Origin of the sequence: Microvirga ossetica (assembly GCF_002741015.1) — a bacterium.
In the GTDB taxonomy this organism is placed as follows: domain Bacteria; phylum Pseudomonadota; class Alphaproteobacteria; order Rhizobiales; family Beijerinckiaceae; genus Microvirga; species Microvirga ossetica.
Genome location: NZ_CP016616.1, coordinates 2563325 through 2578630, shown reverse-complemented (window position 1 = coordinate 2578630; position 15306 = coordinate 2563325). Strand labels below are relative to the sequence as shown.

Sequence of the window (15306 nt, the reverse complement as noted above, 5' to 3'; positions counted from 1 at the left end):
TTGGGCCTTGTCATCGCGTGCTGCGGATCGCATCAAGAGGTCGGATCGCGCAGGATCGTCCACCTCGCTCGATCTGCCGATCCCTCCCGCCGGACCGACGATGCGCTTCGCTCCCTTCCTTCTCCGCGCCCGATCCGTCCTTGCGGCCGTCGCCCATGCCGGCCGGAGCTTTGCGCGCAACGACGGCCTGGCCATGGCGAGCCATGTGGCGCTCTCGCTGGTGATCGCGCTGTTTCCCTTTCTAATCTGCGTCGCGGCGCTCGCGGCCTTCCTCGGAGCAGGGCGCATCTCGACCCATATCGTCCATCTGCTCTTCGACTTCTGGCCCGAGGGCGTGGCCGGCCCCCTGGCGCGGGAGGCCGACAAGGTTCTGATCCCACGCCGGAACGTGCTGACGATCAGCATCGTGCTGACCCTTCTCGTTGCCACCAACGGGGTCGAGAGCCTCCGGGTCGCCCTGTGCCGCGCCTATGGCGTGCAGCGCTTCCGGCCCTGGTGGCAGGCGCGGCTCATCGGCGTGGCTTTCATCCTCATCGGCGCGGGCGCCCTCGTCGCATCGTCGGTGCTCGTGGTGCTGTGGCCGTCGATCTGGCGGGCGACCGTGAACTCGATGCCCGATCTCCGCAGCCTGGGCCTCACCTACGACGTGGTCCGCTACGCTCTCGCATCCGTCGTGCTGGTGCTCGGCCTCGTCGCGGCGCATCTCTGGCTGCCCGATTCCCGGCCCCGCTCATGGGACGTGGTGCCCGGCATCGCGGCAACCCTCGTCCTGTGGCTCGCCGGCGCGAGCCTCTATGGCGAGTTCCTGGCCAACATGACCCACCTGAAATCCACCTATGCCGGTCTCGCGGGCATTCTGACGGCGCTCATCTTCCTGCAGATTTCAGCGGCGATCTTCATCTTCGGCGCCGAGGTCAATGCCGCACTGCGCCAGCGCAGCGAGACAGGCGAGAAGGGCGCCCGTTCAGCCCTGTCCGACAGCGGAACGCCCGCGCCGCAATCCTAGGTGCCGACGCCCTCGTCGCGATTCCTCTCGCAATCCCGCCTCGGCGTTTGCTGCGGAGCCTGCTTGTCTTGGGCGACGACGGTCTCGCCCGCGGGCGTCTCCGCCGCAGAGGATGGAACGGTAAAGGCTGTCAGGACGACAAGGGAGAAGATGCGGAGCATGGCCTATCAATCCTCGGTCGATGTGGGGCCGATCGTAGGCCGTGACGAACCCTATGGCCAGCCGTTTCGGCCGGCGGGCATCGTGCGGCGATCAGGGCGTGGAGTGCATCAGGAGCGCGGCCTTGATGAGACGATCGGGGCCGAGATCGTCGCTGGCATCGAATTTCAGCAGTTCGGTGAGGCGGTTGCGGGCCCGGTTGATGCGACTCTTGATGGTGCCGATATTCGTGCCGCAGATGCGCGCCGCATCCTCGTAGGACAGGCCCTCGGCGCCGACGAGCAGGAGCGCCTCACGCTGGTCGACGGGAAGCTTGCTCAGGGCCTTCATCATGTCGGTGAAATCGAGATGTGCGCCCTGGTCCGGCATCACGGCGACCTTTTCGGCCCAGGATCCTTCCGGATCTTCGACTTCACGCTTTCTCCGGCGGGTCTGCGTGAGAAAGTCGTTGCGCAGGATCGTGAAGAGCCAGGCCTGCATGCTGGTGCCGGGCTGGAACTTGTCGAGGTTGCTCAGGCCCTTGAGAAGAGTGGTCTGAACCAGATCGTCGGCCCTGTCGACGCTGCCGGAGAGGGAGATGGCGAAGGCCCTCAGGTGCGGAATCGAATTGAGCATCTGCTGCTTGAGGGAGTTTTCGACCGTCAATCTGCCAACCCCATGCGATTCGAGCTTGCAAGAAGAAGCCTCCCGGCGACCAGGCGCATTAACCTATGCGAAGCTTGGCCATATTCCATGAAAAGAACCGTGGAGTCATGGTCGGAATCGCGAGGGGGGAGAGAAAAATTTCCTCTTCTGGAGCGTGCCTGGAGGAGAATCCGGAGGATCCGCACGTCGGCAGGCCCTATCCGAACGGTGACAAAGGGGGAGCGTCGGGGCTTTGACGGCCGTTGTCACTTAAGTCCAGCTTCAACCAAGTAACGAAAAGCCCCGTTGGCCGCGGGCTTTTCGATTCTCGAAAAGTGCATTCCACTTTTGGGTCCGATGCTCTAGGACCATTCTCAGCGCAGTTTCGGATTTGCCATGACAGCACGCTTCCATCGCGGCGATCTGCCCGCGACCTACAGGCCCGGTCCCGCGATCGCCATCGATACGGAGACGCTCGGCCTCAATCCCCACCGGGACAGGCTCTGCGTGGTGCAGATCTCGACTGGGGACGGCACGGCCGACGTGGTGCAGATCCTGAAGGACGGGCCGCTGCCGGCGAACCTGATCCGCGTCCTCTCCGACGAGAGCGTGCTCAAGATCTTCCACTATGCCCGCTTCGATCTCGCGGTTCTGTTCCACACCTTCGGAATCATGCCGCGCCCGGTCTACTGCACCAAGGTCGCCTCAAGGCTCGTGCGCACCTATACCGACCGGCATGGCCTGAAGGATCTGGTGCGCGAGCAGCTCGGCATCGAATTGTCCAAGCAGCAGCAATCCTCCGATTGGGGCGCAGACACGCTCACGCCGGCCCAGCTCGACTATGCCGCCTCGGACGTGCTCCATCTGCACGCGCTCAAGGACAAGCTCGACCGGATGCTGGAGCGCGAGAACAGGCTCGGCATTGCGCATCAATGCTTCGGCTTCCTACCGACCCGGGCCCAGCTCGATCTGCTCGGCTGGGAGGACACCGATATTTTTGCCCATTCTTGACGCGCACTTAAACTTTCCCGCATAAAACCCATATCCGTCATAACATCGCCATGACACTCCGGCATGGCGCCGTGCCGATGGTCAGGCGGAAGGGGTTGCACGAAGTGACGGGAATCCAGGGCATCGCCATGCGTGAGAGCCCGGCCTTGAGGCCGGCCGAACGGTCGCGCGCCTTCCGGAAGGCCCGCCGCCACTCCCGCTGGGTGCGATTCGCCAAGGTGGCCATCCCCCTCGGCGCCCTGATGGGCATGGCCGGTGTCGGCGTGGTCGCCTATTACGATCCGTTCCGGAAGATCGAGAACCTGAGCTTCGGCTCCATCGGGGTGAGCGGGACCAACGTCACCATGGAAAGCCCGAAGCTGACCGGCTTCAAGAACGACAACCGCCCCTACGAGGTGACCGCCAGCGAGGCCACGCAGGATGTGCGCCGGCCCGATCTCGTGAATCTGAAGAACCTCAAGGCGCGCATCGTGACCGACGAGCGCGGCGGCGTCGCCCGGCTCAAGGCGGCGAGCGGCGTTCTCGACACCAAGAGAGAGCAGATGCGGCTGCGTGATGACATCGTGGTCACCACGGATTCTGGCTACGAGGTCAAGCTCCGCTCGGCCTTCGTGCGCTTCAAGGCCGGTTCGGTCGTCTCCAACCAGCCCGTCTCCGTTTCCTTCGGCAACGGCACCATCGATGCGGAAGGGCTGACCGTCGAGGATAACGGCAAGGTCATGAGTTTCAAGGGCCGCGTCCGCACCGTCATCGAGCCTTCCTCCTCCGCCCCAGACGCAGCCGGCACGAGCTCCACGGCGAAGTCCCCGGCCCCCGCGCCCCAACAGACAAGTATCCGTCCATGATGACTTTCTCACGCGCTGCCCTCGCCATCGCGCTCCTCTCCTGCCTTCCTGCAGGAGCAGCCTTCGCTCAGGCAAGCAAGGAGCGCGCCGTCGGCTTCGGCAATTTCGGCTCCAGCAAGGAGCCGATCAAGATCGACGCCAACAAGCTCGACGTGTTCGACAAGGAAGGCCGCGCGGTCTTTACCGGCGACGTGGTCGCGGTTCAGGGCGAGAGCACGATGAAGTGCACGATCATGACCGTGTTCTACGAGCAGCGTGACCAGAATGGCGGCCAGGCCGCACCTTCGACACAGGCTGCCGACGACAGCGCCATCAAGAAGATCGACTGCAAGGGGCCGGTCACCATCGTCTCGCGCACGCAGGTCGCGACCGGCGAGAACGCCACCTTCGACCGCGGCTCGAACAAGATCATGCTCGTCGGCAACGCCACCTTGAGCGACGGCCCGAACGTGACCAAGGGCGAGCGGGTGCTCTACGACATCAATACCGGCGTCGCCAATATCGAGACCACACCCGGCGGACGCGTGCGGGCGCTGTTCGTGCCCGGCAATGGCGGGCCTGCCCCGACCGGTGCCGGAAACGCCGCGCCGGGGGCAGGCACCGCCAAGCCCAAGCCGCAGCAGAAGCCGGCGACGAACTAGGACGGGGCTCTTCCCGCTCGATCATTCCATGGACAGCGATCAGCCTGTGAAACCGCTTTTCAACCGTTCTCAACCCGGTTCCTCCCATGTGAGCCTTCTCGACGCCCGCCCGGCCGGGACGGCTCCGCACGTCGTCTCCCGCGGCGAGAGCGAGGCCGTCTTCGGCGGCCCCGGCATCCTGGCGGTCAAAGGCCTGCAGAAGAGCTATCGCGGCCGCACCGTGGTGCAGGATGCCGGCCTGAACGTGCGCGCGGGCGAGGCCGTGGGCCTGCTCGGCCCCAACGGCGCCGGCAAAACCACCATCTTCTATATGATCACCGGCCTCGTCGGCGCGGATCGCGGCATCATCAGCCTCGACGGTCACGACGTGACCGGCCTGCCCATGTATCGCCGCGCGCGGCTCGGCATCGGCTATCTGCCGCAGGAGGCCTCGATCTTCCGCGGCCTCAATGTCGAGGACAATATCCGCGCGGTGCTCGAGATCGTCGAGCCGAGCCGCAAGGAGCGCGAGCGCAAACTCGACGCGCTGCTCGACGAATTCAACATCACCCGCCTGCGCAAGGCGCCCTCCATCGCGCTCTCGGGCGGCGAGCGGCGGCGCTGCGAGATCGCCCGGGCGCTCGCAGGCGAGCCGACCTTCATGCTGCTCGACGAGCCCTTCGCCGGCATCGATCCCATCGCGGTCGGCGACATCCAGAACCTCGTCCGTCACCTGACCCGCCGCGGCATCGGCGTGCTCATCACGGATCACAATGTCCGCGAGACGCTGGGCCTCATCGACCGCGCCTACATCATCCATTCCGGCCGCGTGCTCACCGAAGGCGCGCCGGAGGCCATCGTGTCGAACGAGGAGGTGCGCCGCCTCTATCTCGGCGAGGACTTCCGGCTTTAGCGCATCGCAGGCCCCGGGTTAGGATTATTGCCCTTTTGACGTCAGTGGAGGGAGCACGGTAGAAATACCGAGGCATGCAAAAAGCATGCCTAATCTATCCGAGGTGGGTTCATGGGTGCGATGCAACGGCTGGAGCTGCGCCAGGGCCAGTCCCTGACGATGACTCCCCAGCTCGTGCAATCGATCAAGCTGCTGCAGCTTTCACATGCGGAGCTTGCCGCCTATGTGGAGGCCGAGCTCGAGCGCAATCCGCTCCTGCAGGAGGGCGAAACCCCGGCTGATGCCCCCGTTCCGAGCCTTGCCGATTTCCTGCGCGCGAAGCAGCGGGCGGAAGCCGCAGGTCCGCGGATGGTGCCGGGCCCGCCTCCGTCGCGCAGCGAGGCTGTGCCGGCCTCTTCCGGGCAGCCGGCCGGCTCCGGCCACAGCGAGCTCAAGCCGGAAATGGAGGCGATGCTCGCCCAGGCGACGAGCCTTGCCGGCCATCTGGAGGCACAGCTCGATCTCGCTACTGGCGATCCCCGGCTCCGCAGCATCGGCGAGCACCTGATCCACAATCTCGACGAGGCCGGATATCTCACCGAGGACCTGGCGGAGATCGCGGCCCGCCTCCAGGTCGCGCCGGCGGAGATCGAAGCTGCGCTCGGCCTGATCCAGACCTTCGAGCCGTCCGGAATCGGCGCACGCAACCTCGCCGAATGCCTCGCGATCCAGCTCAAGGAACGTGATCGGCTCGATCCTGCCATGCAGGCCCTTCTCGCCCATCTCCATCTCGTGGCACGGCAGGATTTCGCGGCCCTGCAGAAAGTCTGCGGCGTGGATCGCGAGGATCTCGCCGACATGCTGTCCGAGCTTCGCAGTTTGGAGCCCAAGCCCGGCCTTGCCTTCACGCCGGCATCCATCCATGTGCTCGTGGCGGATGTGCTGGTCCGGTCGGCCGCCGACGGCGGCTTCGCGGTCGAGCTGAACCCGGACACCCTGCCCAGGATCCTGCTCAACCGGTCCTATTATACGGAAGTGGCGAAGGTCGTGCGCAAGGACGAGGACAAGAGCTTTCTGTCCGATTGCCTGCAGACCGCGAGCTGGCTTACCCGCAGCCTCGACCAGCGCGCCAGGACGATCTTGAGGGTGGCAGCGGAGATCGTCCGCCAGCAGGAGGACTTCTTTCGGGAGGGCGTCTCCGGCCTGCGTCCGATGACCCTCAGAAGCGTGGCGGAAGCGATCGGGATGCACGAGTCCACGATCTCGCGCGTCGCAGCGAACAAGGCCCTCGGCACCGAGCGCGGCACGCATCCGATGCGGTTCTTCTTCAGCGCCGCCACGGGAGAAGGCGAGCATTCCGCGAAGGCGGTGAGGCACCGAATCAGGCAGCTGATCGAGGCGGAGAGCCCGAAAGCGGTGCTCTCGGATGAGGCAATTGCCCAGAAATTGAAAGCGGCGGGCATCCGGGTCGCCCGGCGCACCGTCGCCAAGTACCGGGAGGCGATGCGGATCCCGTCATCGTCCGACCGGCGCAGGGTTCACCAGGCCAAAGCCTGACCGGCTCGGCTCGGTATTTCAAGACTTGCATTGGCTTTCATTCGGATCATCATCGGTCTCAAGCGCCGCCCATCGACGATCGCAACCAAGCGACGGCGCAGGGGAGGAGAACACGATGACATTGAGGGTGTCGGGGAAGAATCTCGATATCGGCGAAGCTCTCAGGTCTCAGGTTCAGGCACGGATGGCGGGAGCGCTGTCGAAATATTTCGACGGCGGCTATTCGGGCCACGTGACCGTCACCCGCGACGGAGCCGGCTTCCGCACCGAATGCGTGCTCCACCTGACCTCCGGCATGACCCTGGAAGCCTCCGGCGCCGCCCAGGATGCCTATGCCAGCTTCGACCAGACGGCGGGCCGAATCGAAAACCGCCTGCGCCGCTACAAGCAGCGCCTGAAAGGTCGCTCCGGCCCGCCCGGCAGTCGCGTGGAGGCCTCCTACTCCGTCCTGGCGGCCCCCGACGACGAGGCGATCGTGGAGGAGGGCTACCATCCGATGGTGATTGCAGAAACCACGAAGCCGCTGCACGCGTTCTCGGTCAGCGACGCCGTGATGCAGCTCGATATGACCGGAGTACCCGCTCTTGTGTTCATCCACGCTAGCACCGGACGCGTGAACGTCGTATATCGCCGCGGCGACGGGGCGATCGGATGGGTCGATCCGCCGCTCGCACAGCCTTGACGGGGTTTACCCCTTCTTGGCCCGGTTCTTGCGTGGAACGGTGAGAGGCCTTCCAGGCTTCACATCATATTGCAGCGTGATCGATGCCCTTGCTGGATTTTCTAGACCCTCAAGCCGTCCTGCCCGCTTTGCGCGTCAACGGCAAGAAGCAGGCTCTTCAGGAACTGGCCTCCCATGCGGCCCGTATTACGGGTATCACCGATACCGCCATCTACGAGGCGCTCCTGCAGCGCGAGCGCCTCGGTTCGACGGGGATCGGCGAGGGCATTGCCATTCCCCACGGCAAGCTGCCCGGCCTGACCCGGATCTTCGGCCTCGTCGCACGGCTCGAGAAGCCGGTCGATTTCGAGGCCCTCGACGCCCAGCCGGTGGATGTGCTCTTCCTGCTCCTGGCCCCCGAGGGCGCCGGAGCCGATCACCTGAAGGCCCTGGCGCGGGTCGCCCGCGTCCTGCGCGAGCCGGGGCTCATCGAGCGCGTGCGGGCGACGCGGGACGCCAACGCCCTCTACGCGATCATGACCGAGCTGCCGAAGGCTGCCTGAGCCTCGAATTCTAACCTAGCGTAAAGCCCTCCTTAACCGGTCCGCCCCAATCTTGCCGCAAAGTCCTAAAGGGGGATTCGGGGCATGGGGTCTTTGGCTCGGTTGAGGCGGCCGTCGGTTCGGCTGCGCGTCGCCACGTTGAGCGGCGTGATGGTGCTCGGCTTCGCGGTCATCGGCGCGGTGTTCCAGACCGGCCGCCACGAGGTGGACCGGGCTCTTTCGGCGCAGCAGACCTATTCGGCCCTCGCCGAGCAGGCGAACCAGTTCCGCGGCCGTGCCGATGCCCTGAAAGTCACGGCCGGCGAATGGACGTCAAGCCGCCTCGGCCATCACGGCCAGGCCTTCATCGACCGGCACAAGGCTCTGGCCGCCCAGCTCGACGAGATGGGTTCGGCCTCCGGTGCCGACCTGATCGAACCCGAGATCGCGGCGCTGAAGCAGCACGCCTCCGCCCTCATCACTCAGGGCAATGCCCTCAACAAGCTTTATGTCGCCGTCGGCAGCAAGCCCGACGAGGGGGCCCAAGGCCGCCTCCTCAAGGCGGAGGCCAATCTGGAAAAGCTGGTGCGGCCTCTCACTGGCAGCGGGGAGACCATTGCCTGGCGCCTCTGGGCCTCCATGCTCGGCATGTTCAACCAGGAGGCCCGCGCCCGCATCCTGCTCGAGGAGAGCATTCTGGGCGCCTTCGAGGTCGAACAGGGGCGGTTCACGCGAGCCCTGGCCCAGCTCTCGGCCGATCCCAAGGACAAGTCGGCCATCGAATCAGCGAGCATCACGTTCCAGGAGGCCTTCCACGCCTGGAGCGAGCTCGAGCATCAGGTCTCCGGCCAGGGCGAGAAGCTGATGGGGCAGTTCGACCTGCTCGTGCCGGCTCTCGACCAGCTGCTGACCAAGGTGCGCGCCGAGGCGCACAAGACAGAGGAGCAGCTCACCGCCTCGCAGAACCGCACCTTCTCCCTGATCCTCTGGGCGATGGGCGCCACGCTGCTGCTCGGCCTTGTCCTCAATTTCGTTGTCGGCCGCTCGATCTCCCTGCCGCTGACCCGTCTCCAGCAGGCCATGCGACGGCTCGCCGACGGCGATGCGGCGAGCGAGATCCCCTCGACCGGAGCGACCGACGAGATCGGCGCCATGGCGCGCACGGTTCTCATCTTCCGCGACAATGCCCGCGAACGCGAGCGGCTGACGCAGGAGCGCGAAGGCATGGCGGCCGTCGATGCCGAGCGCGCCCATGCGATTTCCCATGCGATCGCCGCCTTCGACGCCTCCGTCGAGCAGATCCTCGCCGAAGTCCGGGAGGTCACCGGCGATCTCGCCAAGGCCTCCGGGCAGCTCGAGGGCTCGGCCCATCACGTAACGGAGCAGGCGCAGATAGCGGGACAGGCCTCGACCCGCACCGCGCAGAACATGTCGGCGGTGGCGAGCGCAGCCGAGGAGCTCGATGCCTCGCTCGCCGAGGTCGCCACCCAGACGAGCGCCTCTGCGAAAGCCTCAGAGCGCGCCGTCGCCGAGGCGCGCGGCGCCTCCGGCAGCATGTCGACCCTGTCGGCAGCGACCTCCCAGATCGGCGAGGTGGCTGGCCTCATCCGCTCCATCGCGGCGCAGACCAACCTGCTCGCGCTCAACGCCACCATCGAGGCGGCGCGCGCGGGCGAAGCCGGCAAGGGCTTTGCGGTCGTGGCCAATGAAGTGAAGGACCTGGCCGGCCAGACCGCCAAGGCGACGGAGGAGATCGCCCGTCAGATCGAGGCCGTGCAGGCGGCCTCCCGCGAGACCCTGGTGGCGCTCGGCACCGTCCAGGCCTCGGTCGAGGATCTGGCGGGGGTCGTCTCTACTGTGGCCGGAACCGTCGGACAGCAGACGGCCGCGGTGTCCGAGATCGCCCATTCGGTCGCTCAGGTCTCGACGGAAGCGCAGGCCGGCACCTCCGCCATCCAGACGACGCAGGGGGTCGCCGTCCAGTCCCTCGAAGCGGCGCGCAACGTGGCGGACCTGTCCGTGGCTCTCGAGCAGCAGGCCGGGCGCCTCGGCGCCGAGATCGGCCAGTTCCTGAACAGCGTCAGAGCAGCATAGGGGACGGCTTAGGGCTTCGGCGCCATCTCCCAGACGAGCTGGACATTGGCGGTGTAGCGGATCGTCGCCGGCGGCACGATCGGGACCGATTCGGCGCCCTTGGCCATCGCCATGGACATGCGCATGTCCGGCTGCGGCTCGAAGGGCTGGGCCGAGCCGTCGCGGATTTCGATGAGACGGCCCAAACCGACTCCAGCCGCCGTTGCATAGACCTCGGCCTGACGGCGGGCATCGCGGACGGCTGCCTCGCGCGCCTTGTCGCCGCCCTCCTCCTGCTTGTCGAGGCCGAAGGCGACGGACTGGAAGGTCATGTCGCCGCTCGCCAGGATCTCGCCGGCGAGACGCCCGACCCCGTCGAGATCACGGGTGGTGATCTGCAGCCGGTGATGGGCCGAGAACTTCGGCGTCTTCACCTCCTTGCCGTCCGGCCCGACTTGTTGAGGGGTCTGGAAGACCTGGAAATTGGCGGTGCGGATGTCCTCGCGCTTGATGCCGAGGCTCTGGATCCGGGCGAGAACCCGCTCGGTTGCCGTGTTGTTGGCGCCGGTCGCCTGGGCAATGGTCTCTCCCTGGGTCGCCACGGTCACGTTGACGCGGGCGAAATCCGGCTTCAGCTCCGCTTCGCCCGTTCCCATGACGCTGATCGTCGGCGGTCGTGGCGGGAGGGGCTGGGCCGATGCCGGCGAAGCGAGGGTCAGGGCTGCAAGGGTGGCAGCAACGGCAAGGCGCATGGAGAAACGTCCTTCTTCAAACAAAAAGCTCCGCCAGAAGGCGGAGCTTCGTGGGTGCGCAGAATGTGCGCGACCGAACCTGAGCGGCGGATTAACGGCCGGTCTTCACCTTGGTCCAGAGCCGGGTGACGGTGCGCTGGGAGCGCTCGTCATAGGCGGTGTTGGTGAAGAGGCGTTTCATGGTGGCCTCGTCCGGATAGATGCCGGGATTGTCGAGGATGTCCTTGTCGATATGCTGCTTTGCAGCGAGGTTGCCGGAGGCGTAGGACACGTAGTTCGTGTTCATGGCGGCGATCTCGGGACGCAGCATGAAGTTGATGAACTCGTGCGCTTCGGCCACGTTCTTGGCATCCGCCGGAACGACGAAGCTGTCGAACCACATCAGCGCGCCCTCGCGCGGGATGACATAGCCGACCTCGACATTGTTCTTGGCTTCCTCGGCGCGGTTCTTGGCCTGGATCATGTCGCCCGAATAGCCCACCGCCACGCAGATGTCGCCGTTGGCAAGCGCGTTGATGTATTCGGAGGAGTGGAACTTCTGGATGTTGCCGCGGATGCGGAACAGGGCATCACCCGCCCTGTTCAGATCCTCTACGCGCGTCGAATCCGGGTTGAGGCCGAGATAGGCCAGCACGCCGGGGAAGAGATCTTCAGGTGAATCCAGCATGTAGATGCCGCAGGCCTTCAGCTTGGAGGCGATCTCCGGCTTCAACACAAGATCCCAGGTGTTGAGCGGCACGTCGCCGAGGATGTCCTTGACCTTCTTCGTGTTGAGGCCGATGCCGGTCGTGCCCCACATGTAGTTCACGGCATATTGGTTGCCCTGGTCGAACACGGCCAGACGCTGCGTCACCTCGGGCCATTGATTGGCGAGGTTCGGCAGCTTCGCCTTGTCGAGCTTCTGGAATACCTTGGCGCCGATCAGACGCTGCACGAAGGGGCCGGACGGCACCACGATGTCGTAGCCCGACTTGCCTGCCAGAAGCTTGGTCTCGACGATCTCGTTGTTGTCGTAGGTGTCGTAGACGACCTTGATGCCGGTCTGTTTCGTGAACTCGTCCAGCGCCTTCGGATCCACATAGTCGGACCAGTTATAGACGTTGACCACACGCTCCTGGGCGGTGGCGGCGGTGATAAGGCCAAGGCCTAAAGCAACCGAAGCGAGAAGACGGAACATTTTGGGGCTTAAACTCCTGCGGATAGAGTGACAACGGGGGCAGGCTAGGAAATTCTGAGCAAAGAAACAATGTCCAAGTTGTTGGCAGGCCACTCATATTTTAGGCGGCCCGCTTGATCGCCTGCGCCAACCGCTCCAGCCCGCTATCGAGGGTGGAATCCTTCTTGGCAAAGCAGAAGCGCACCACGTTCTTCACCGCGCCTTCCGCATAGAAGGCCGAAACCGGGATCGCCGCGACGCCGTGCTCCGTGACGAGGCGACGGCAGAAGGCGACGTCGTCGGTCTCGCCCAGGGCTGAGATGTCGATGTTGACGAAATAGGTGCCCTGGCTCGGGATCACGTCGAAGCCCAGCGTGTTCAGCCCCGCCGTGAAGCGGTCGCGGCTGCGGGCGAAGTTTTGGCGCATGTCCTCGAAATAGCCGTCATCCTTGCCAAGCCCGTAGGCCACCGCGACCTGCAGGTTCGGCGCCGTCGTGAAGGCGAGGAACTGGTGCGACTTCGCCAGCACCTTCATGATGGCGGGCGCAGCGCAGACAAGGCCGACCTTCCAGCCCGTGAGGCTGAAGATCTTTCCCGCCGAGCCGATCTTCACCGAGCGCTCGCGCATGCCCTCGAGCGCCAGGATCGTCCGGTGGCGCCGGCCGTCGAAGACCACATGCTCCCAGACCTCGTCCGAGATCGCGATGGCGTCGAACTTGCGGCAGAACCGGGCGAGGAGGTCCAGGTCCTCGTCCGAGAACACCGTCGCCGTCGGGTTGAGCGGGTTGTTGAACACGACCGCCTTGGTCTTGGGCGAGAAGGCCTTGGCGAGCGCCTCCTCGGTCAGCCGGAAATGCGGCGGCTGCAGGGTGACGAATTTCGGCACGCCGCCGGCGAGCCTCACCAGGGGCAGGTAGGCGTCGTACATGGGCTCGAACAGCACGACCTCGTCGCCGGGCTCGACGATGCCGAGGATCGCGCCGGCGAGTGCTTCCGTCGCGCCCGAGGTCACCATCACCTCCGTGGTCGCATCGAGGTCGACGCCCTGCCAGTGCTTGTAATGAGCGGCGATGGCCGTGCGCAGCTCCGGGATCCCCATCATCGAGGGATATTGGTTGTAGCCGTTGAGCACCGCCTCCGCCGCCGCCCGCCGCACGTCCTCGGGGCCGGGATCGTCCGGGAAGCCCTGGCCGAGATTGATCGCGCCGGTCTCCCGGGCCAGGCTCGACATCACTTCGAAGATCGTGGTGGGCAGGTTGGCGAACAGACGGTTCATGCCGCTCTCTCAATGGTTGTTGTTCGGGTTGTTGCCTGGGGCGCTGGCGTGCTTCGTATCATGGAGCGGGGGAAGATCGAACCGGCATTGTTGTCTCTTTCGTCATCCCGGACGAAGCGTAGCGAAGATCCGGGATCGCGTGCAGGATGGAGCGCTGTTTCCCTCCCTCCTTGTGAGGGGAGAGGGTTGCCAGTGCCTCATTCTGAAGACGATCCCGGATCGGCTCTGCCGTCCGGGATGACACGATGAGGGACGACTTTGTCATCGACGCATTTCGTGCTCTATCCGGACGAAGCAACGAAACCGCCACCATGTCCCTCGCATGTCTTTCGCCCGGTCGCCCCTCATCCCCGGCCTCATCGCCCTCATCGGGATCTTGAGCCTGGCCTCCCTCGTCATCGGCCCGGCGCCGATCGGGGTGACGGAGGCGCTCAAGGCGCTCGCGTCGGATCGGGGGGCGGCGAGCATCGTGGTGCGGGAAATCCGCCTGCCGCGCACGCTTCTGGCTCTCATGATCGGCGGGGTGTTCGGCCTCTCGGGCGCGGGGTTGCAAGGCCTGCTGCGCAATCCGCTCGCCGACACGGCCGTCTTCGGCGCGCCGCAGGCGGCGGCCTTCGGGGCCGTGCTCGTGATCTATTCCGGCCTCGTCGGCACCCTGTCCTGGGCCCTGCCCTTCGCTGCCATCGCCGGCGCGCTCCTTTCCGTCGCCCTCGTGGTGGCGGTGGCGGGGCGCAGCGCCACCATCGTCGGGCTCGTGCTGGCCGGGCTCGCGGTCGGAAGCCTCGCGGGAGCGGGCACGTCGCTCGCCATCAGCCTCTCGCCCAATCCTTTCGCGGTGACGGAGATCGTCTTCTGGCTGCTCGGTTCCTTCGAGGACCGCTCCATGATGCATGTGCTGCTCGCGCTCCCCTTCATCCTCCTGGCCTCGCTCCTGATCCTCTCGGCGGCACCTGGCCTGCGCGCCCTGGCGCTCGGCGAGGACACGGCGCGAAGCCTCGGCATCCATGTGTCGCGACTCAGAGCGCTCATCGTCGCCGGCGCCGCCATCGGCACCGGCGCATCGGTGGCGGTGGTCGGGTCCATCGGCTTCGTCGGCCTCGTGGCGCCCCATCTCGTGCGCCCCTTCGTCGGCTACGACCCGGCCCGAACCCTCATGCCGGCAGGTCTCGCCGGAGCGGCATTGCTGCTCGCGGCCGACATCGCGGTGCGGCTCATTCCGTCGCAGGCGGAGGTGAAGGTCGGCGTGCTGACGGCCCTGCTCGGCGTCCCGTTCTTCCTGTGGGTGATCGCCCGCCGCAAGGCCGAGCTGGTGGAGACGCCCGCATGATGCAGGACGGGATCCGCCTGGAAGCCCGCGCCCTGTCGGTGGATTTCAGGGACAGCCGCGCCCTCGCCGCCCTCGATCTCGCCCTCGAACCCGGACGCATCACGGTGCTGCTCGGCCCCAACGGCGCCGGCAAGACGACCCTGCTGCGGGCGCTTGCCGGGCTGATCGTGCCAGCGGCAGGCGCGGTGACCCTAAACGGCACGTCCCTCGCGCTGATGCGGCCCTCCGTGCGGGCGCAGGTCATCGCCTATCTGCCCCAGGGCGGCAGCATCGCCTGGCCGCTGCCGGTCGAAAGCGTGGTGGCCCTCGGCCGCCTGCCGCATGGGGAGAGGCCGGATTCCCTTCCTCCGAGCGGCCGGGACGCCGTCGCGGGCGCCTTGCATTCCGTCGGGCTGCAGGATTTCGCGCAGCGGCCGGCGACGGCCCTTTCCGGCGGCGAGCGCGCCCGGGTGCTGCTGGCCCGCGCTCTCGCGACGCAGGCGCCGGTGCTCCTCGTCGACGAACCCGTCGCTGCCCTCGATCCACGCCATCAGCTCGTCGTGCTCGACCTGCTGAAGGCCCGGGCCCGGGCCGGCGCCACGGTGGTTGCCATCATGCACGACCTGACGCTCGCCGCCCGCTTCGCCGACGACATCGTCCTGCTCGGCCAAGGAAAAATCGAGGCCTTCGGACCGCCGGAGAGCGTCATGACGGGGCCGCGTCTTGCGGCCATCTTCGGGATCGGCACGCGGATCCTGCGCGAGGTGGGAGGCCTCGTGATCGTCGCGGAGAGCCCGCTGCCGGAAGCCTGACAGGGATGCGCTAC

General features: G+C 66.1%; 16 protein-coding genes. 11 read left to right on the top strand and 5 right to left on the bottom strand.

Translation table 11 applies throughout. From position 1 onward, the window contains the following. Window positions 1-7 precede the first annotated feature (7 nt). Window positions 8-1006 (top strand): YihY/virulence factor BrkB family protein, encoded by a 999-nt coding sequence (locus BB934_RS12070; protein WP_157934142.1) that lies wholly within the window; start codon window positions 8-10, stop codon window positions 1004-1006. Here the strand turns inward: BB934_RS12070 and BB934_RS47025 are convergent. Together BB934_RS47025 and BB934_RS12065 are read right to left on the bottom strand one after the other, a co-directional pair. Continuing rightward, window positions 1003-1167 (bottom strand): hypothetical protein, encoded by a 165-nt coding sequence (locus BB934_RS47025; RefSeq protein ID WP_157934141.1) that lies wholly within the window; start codon window positions 1165-1167, stop codon window positions 1003-1005. The genes BB934_RS12070 and BB934_RS47025 overlap by 4 nt on opposite strands. A 91-nt stretch (window positions 1168-1258) precedes the next feature. Continuing rightward, entirely contained in the window at window positions 1259-1810 is a 552-nt protein-coding gene (locus tag BB934_RS12065; protein WP_099509852.1) for a sigma-70 family RNA polymerase sigma factor, read from the bottom strand. A gap of 375 nt (window positions 1811-2185) precedes the next feature. On the opposite strand from BB934_RS12065, the gene BB934_RS12060 reads away from it, so the two are divergent. From BB934_RS12060 to BB934_RS12025, 8 genes are all read left to right on the top strand, one after another. Further along, entirely contained in the window at window positions 2186-2800 is a 615-nt protein-coding gene (locus BB934_RS12060; RefSeq protein ID WP_099509851.1) for a ribonuclease D, read from the top strand. A 50-nt stretch (window positions 2801-2850) separates the two neighbouring features. After that, entirely contained in the window at window positions 2851-3645 is a 795-nt protein-coding gene (gene lptC / locus BB934_RS12055; RefSeq protein WP_099509850.1) for an LPS export ABC transporter periplasmic protein LptC, read from the top strand. Continuing rightward, window positions 3642-4286 (top strand): LptA/OstA family protein, encoded by a 645-nt coding sequence (locus BB934_RS12050; RefSeq protein WP_099509849.1) that lies wholly within the window; start codon window positions 3642-3644, stop codon window positions 4284-4286. The genes lptC and BB934_RS12050 overlap by 4 nt, the downstream gene beginning before the upstream one ends. Window positions 4287-4314: 28 nt before the next feature. After that, window positions 4315-5178, top strand: a complete 864-nt coding sequence (gene lptB, locus BB934_RS12045; RefSeq protein WP_099509848.1) for an LPS export ABC transporter ATP-binding protein — start codon at window positions 4315-4317, stop codon at window positions 5176-5178. Window positions 5179-5289: 111 nt separating this feature from the next. Continuing rightward, window positions 5290-6714 (top strand): RNA polymerase factor sigma-54, encoded by a 1425-nt coding sequence (rpoN, locus tag BB934_RS12040; protein ID WP_099509847.1) that lies wholly within the window; start codon window positions 5290-5292, stop codon window positions 6712-6714. 115 nt (window positions 6715-6829) lie between these two features. Beyond that, window positions 6830-7396 (top strand): ribosome hibernation-promoting factor, HPF/YfiA family, encoded by a 567-nt coding sequence (gene hpf, locus BB934_RS12035; RefSeq protein ID WP_099509846.1) that lies wholly within the window; start codon window positions 6830-6832, stop codon window positions 7394-7396. A gap of 83 nt (window positions 7397-7479) precedes the next feature. Then, on the top strand, window positions 7480-7938 hold the full coding sequence (gene ptsN / locus BB934_RS12030; RefSeq protein WP_099509845.1) for a PTS IIA-like nitrogen regulatory protein PtsN: 459 nt from the start codon (window positions 7480-7482) through the stop codon (window positions 7936-7938). Between the two features lie 84 nt (window positions 7939-8022). Then, window positions 8023-10011: a methyl-accepting chemotaxis protein gene (locus BB934_RS12025; RefSeq protein WP_099509844.1), complete on the top strand. Its 1989-nt coding sequence runs from the start codon at window positions 8023-8025 to the stop codon at window positions 10009-10011. Window positions 10012-10019: 8 nt separating this feature from the next. Here the strand turns inward: BB934_RS12025 and BB934_RS12020 are convergent, their stop codons facing one another. The 3 genes from BB934_RS12020 to BB934_RS12010 form a co-directional block, all read right to left on the bottom strand. Beyond that, complete coding sequence (locus tag BB934_RS12020; protein WP_099509843.1) at window positions 10020-10742, bottom strand: SIMPL domain-containing protein; 723 nt, start codon at window positions 10740-10742, stop codon at window positions 10020-10022. A gap of 91 nt (window positions 10743-10833) precedes the next feature. Next, window positions 10834-11919, bottom strand: a complete 1086-nt coding sequence (locus BB934_RS12015) for a polyamine ABC transporter substrate-binding protein (RefSeq protein ID WP_099509842.1) — start codon at window positions 11917-11919, stop codon at window positions 10834-10836. 100 nt (window positions 11920-12019) lie between these two features. Beyond that, window positions 12020-13174, bottom strand: coding sequence for an aminotransferase (locus BB934_RS12010; RefSeq protein WP_099509841.1), 1155 nt, complete (start codon window positions 13172-13174; stop codon window positions 12020-12022). 322 nt (window positions 13175-13496) lie between these two features. Here BB934_RS12010 and BB934_RS12005 point away from each other — a divergent pair, with 322 nt between their 5' ends. Continuing rightward, window positions 13497-14501 (top strand): FecCD family ABC transporter permease, encoded by a 1005-nt coding sequence (locus BB934_RS12005; RefSeq protein WP_099509840.1) that lies wholly within the window; start codon window positions 13497-13499, stop codon window positions 14499-14501. After that, window positions 14498-15292, top strand: coding sequence for an ABC transporter ATP-binding protein (locus tag BB934_RS12000; protein ID WP_237050255.1), 795 nt, complete (start codon window positions 14498-14500; stop codon window positions 15290-15292). Before BB934_RS12005 ends, BB934_RS12000 begins: the two co-directional genes overlap by 4 nt. Window positions 15293-15306: the final 14 nt, after the last annotated feature.

Coding starts and splice junctions, on each gene's coding strand:
- rpoN (WP_099509847.1), top strand. CDS start 5,290: ATGGGTGCGATGCAACGGCTGGAGCTGCGCCAGGGCCAGTCCCTGACG.
- BB934_RS12050 (WP_099509849.1), top strand. CDS start 3,642: ATGATGACTTTCTCACGCGCTGCCCTCGCCATCGCGCTCCTCTCCTGC.
- BB934_RS12025 (WP_099509844.1), top strand. CDS start 8,023: ATGGGGTCTTTGGCTCGGTTGAGGCGGCCGTCGGTTCGGCTGCGCGTC.
- BB934_RS12060 (WP_099509851.1), top strand. CDS start 2,186: ATGACAGCACGCTTCCATCGCGGCGATCTGCCCGCGACCTACAGGCCC.
- hpf (WP_099509846.1), top strand. CDS start 6,830: ATGACATTGAGGGTGTCGGGGAAGAATCTCGATATCGGCGAAGCTCTC.
- ptsN (WP_099509845.1), top strand. CDS start 7,480: ATGCCCTTGCTGGATTTTCTAGACCCTCAAGCCGTCCTGCCCGCTTTG.
- lptB (WP_099509848.1), top strand. CDS start 4,315: ATGGACAGCGATCAGCCTGTGAAACCGCTTTTCAACCGTTCTCAACCC.
- BB934_RS47025 (WP_157934141.1), bottom strand. CDS start 1,167: ATGCTCCGCATCTTCTCCCTTGTCGTCCTGACAGCCTTTACCGTTCCA.
- BB934_RS12005 (WP_099509840.1), top strand. CDS start 13,497: ATGTCTTTCGCCCGGTCGCCCCTCATCCCCGGCCTCATCGCCCTCATC.
- BB934_RS12000 (WP_237050255.1), top strand. CDS start 14,498: ATGATGCAGGACGGGATCCGCCTGGAAGCCCGCGCCCTGTCGGTGGAT.
- BB934_RS12010 (WP_099509841.1), bottom strand. CDS start 13,174: ATGAACCGTCTGTTCGCCAACCTGCCCACCACGATCTTCGAAGTGATG.
- BB934_RS12015 (WP_099509842.1), bottom strand. CDS start 11,919: ATGTTCCGTCTTCTCGCTTCGGTTGCTTTAGGCCTTGGCCTTATCACC.
- lptC (WP_099509850.1), top strand. CDS start 2,851: ATGACACTCCGGCATGGCGCCGTGCCGATGGTCAGGCGGAAGGGGTTG.
- BB934_RS12020 (WP_099509843.1), bottom strand. CDS start 10,742: ATGCGCCTTGCCGTTGCTGCCACCCTTGCAGCCCTGACCCTCGCTTCG.